This is a genomic window from Bradyrhizobium sp. SHOUNA76, from assembly GCF_023006445.1.
Lineage (GTDB): Bacteria > Pseudomonadota > Alphaproteobacteria > Rhizobiales > Xanthobacteraceae > Bradyrhizobium.
This window is the reverse complement of sequence record NZ_JALBHA010000839.1, coordinates 1-1,563: the sequence shown is the minus strand read 5'-3', so window position 1 is coordinate 1,563 and position 1,563 is coordinate 1. Positions and strand designations below refer to the sequence as shown.

The 1,563-nt window shown below is 68.1% G+C and carries 3 protein-coding genes and 1 pseudogene; 1 reads left to right on the top strand and 3 read right to left on the bottom strand.

Going from position 1 to position 1,563, the window contains the following annotated elements; genetic code table 11:
* Together MOV74_RS37750 and ruvX are read right to left on the bottom strand one after the other, a co-directional pair.
* Nucleotides 1–248, bottom strand: a pseudogene (locus MOV74_RS37750) (AEC family transporter); the annotation flags it as partial.
* A 3-nt stretch (nt 249–251) separates the two neighbouring features.
* A complete protein-coding gene (gene ruvX / locus MOV74_RS37745) occupies nt 252–743 on the bottom strand; it encodes a Holliday junction resolvase RuvX (protein ID WP_246932543.1) in 492 nt (163 codons plus the stop codon).
* Nucleotides 744–788: 45 nt separating this feature from the next.
* Here ruvX and MOV74_RS37740 point away from each other — a divergent pair, with 45 nt between their 5' ends.
* On the top strand, nt 789–1,004 hold the full coding sequence (locus tag MOV74_RS37740) for a hypothetical protein (protein WP_246932540.1): 216 nt from the start codon (nt 789–791) through the stop codon (nt 1,002–1,004).
* Here the strand turns inward: MOV74_RS37740 and MOV74_RS37735 are convergent.
* Nucleotides 991–1,563, bottom strand: a 573-nt coding sequence (locus MOV74_RS37735; RefSeq protein WP_246932537.1) for a LysR substrate-binding domain-containing protein, incomplete at its 5' end; no start/stop codon positions are given. The two genes, MOV74_RS37740 and MOV74_RS37735, sit on opposite strands and share 14 nt — an antisense overlap.

Sequence of the window (1,563 nt, the reverse complement as noted above, 5' to 3'; positions counted from 1 at the left end):
AGCGCGAGGCAGAGCAGCGACATCGCGAGCGCCGACAGCAGCAGCGCGCCGCCGACGCCGGCGACCGGCACCTTGGAAAGGTCGGCCTTCACCAGCGTCTGGATCAGCAGCATCGGAAACAGCACGAAATAGGTCAGCCGCTCCAGCCCGTGCCATTGCGTGTCGAGCCGCATCAGGCTGCGCTTCAGCACGACACCGAGCACGATGAGGATGAAGACCGGCAGCAGCGCCGCGATCACGACGGCCATGGATCAGTCAGTCCCCGAGGCGGCGCGAAGATTGGCGAGGCGGTCGAGCGCGCCTTGCAGGATGAAGATCGCGGCATGCTCGTCGATCACCTCGGCGCGCTTGGCGCGGCTGACGTCCATGCCGATCAGCTCGCGCTCGACCGCCGCGGTCGAGAGGCGCTCGTCCCAGAGGCCGATGGGAAGCACGGTCAGGCCGGCTAGGTTGCGGGCGAAGGCGCGGGTGGATTGCGCGCGCGGGCCCTCGCTGCCGTCCATGTTGATGGGCAGGCCCAGCACGAAACCGACCGCCTTGCGTTCGGCGGCAATCGCGAGAAGGCGGGCGGCGTCTTGCTTGAACGCCTTGCGCTGGACCGTCTCGACGCCGGTCGCAAGCCGCCGGTCCGGGTCGGACACGGCAACGCCGATGGTCTTGGTGCCGAGATCAAGCCCGACCAGCGCACCGCGTCCGGGCCAGTGGGTTGCAGCATCGACGAGAGGCAGGATAAGAGCCGGCATGGCGTAGCGCATATCACGCGTCGCGCTGCGGAGTGAACCCGGAACATGGATGCGCTGACATTATTCGGCCTGTTCGCCGTGACGGCGATGCTGGTCTGTTATGCGATGGAAGAGCGCAGCCATTGGTTCGTGCTGCTGTTCGCGGCGTCCTGCGCGCTCGGCTCGGCCTACGGTTTTCTCCAGGGCGCCTGGCCGTTCGGCCTGGTCGAAGCGATCTGGTCCGTCGTCGCGCTGCGGCGGTGGCACCTCAGGCCGCGATGACGTCTTCGTCCTGCTTCAGGCATGCGGCAAAACCGCAGAGTGCGCTGGTTCGATGTCCGGCGCAGCGTTGGATGAAGAGCGTCTCGACGCGCGCATGCGAGGCGCTCAACGCGTGGATCGAGACGCTGCCATTCATGGCGCTACGTTCGACGACCGCACGGGGCAGTAGCGTCACGCCCATGTCGGCGGCGACGCAGCCGATCATGCCGTCGAGCGTGCCGAGCTCGAAGCGTGCGGCCGAAGGCCAGCCGAAATCGACGAAGATCTGCTCGAGCCGTTGGCGGTAGGTGCAGCCGGTGCGGAACACCAGCGCAGTCGGCCCGGACTCCGGCGTGCCGGCGCGCAGCTCGGCAAGCGAAGTCCAGCGCCGTGCGCTGACCAGCACCAGCTCCTCGCGGAAGGCGCTCGTCGCAGTGAGGTCGACATGCGCGATCGGACCTGCGACGAAGGCACCGTCGAGCGCACCTTCGAGCACGCCTGCGACGAGGTCGGCCGTGGTTGCGGTGCGCAAGGAGAGCCGCACGGCGGGAAAGCGGCGGTGGAAGTCGGCGAGCAGCGG

What these genes read in the sequence shown, in the direction of transcription:
- ruvX (WP_246932543.1), bottom strand. Translation starts at nt 743, where the DNA reads ATGCCGGCTCTTATCCTGCCTCTCGTCGATGCTGCAACCCACTGGCCC.
- MOV74_RS37740 (WP_246932540.1), top strand. Translation starts at nt 789, where the DNA reads ATGGATGCGCTGACATTATTCGGCCTGTTCGCCGTGACGGCGATGCTG.